1 protein-coding gene is annotated in these 255 nt (G+C 51.0%); it reads left to right on the top strand.

The window, feature by feature from the left end:
* The coding region (locus KVP70_RS33790; protein ID WP_217946788.1) for an AMP-binding protein at positions 1–255 on the top strand (255 nt) is incomplete at both ends.

Genomic DNA, 255 nt, shown 5'->3' with positions numbered 1-255 from the left:
CATTGCGCTAATCCGGCATTCGATGCCTCCACCTGGGAAATTTGGAGTGGCTTGCTCAATGGCGCGCGGCTACTCATCATTTCTCAAGCAGTGCTGCTGGATCCTGTCGTATTCGCGCAAGTGCTCGCGAGAGGAACAGTTACTATTTTGCACTTAACGATCGGTCTGTTCAATCAGTATGCCGATGCGCTGGCGACGGTATACCCGACATTGGAATATTTGCTTTTTGGTGGCGAACAAGCTGATGCAAGAACC

The sequence above is a fragment of the Duganella violaceipulchra genome (genome assembly GCF_019166075.1).
In the GTDB taxonomy this organism is placed as follows: Bacteria; Pseudomonadota; Gammaproteobacteria; order Burkholderiales; family Burkholderiaceae_D; genus Rugamonas; species Rugamonas violaceipulchra.
This window is presented reverse-complemented; position numbering and strand designations above follow the sequence as displayed.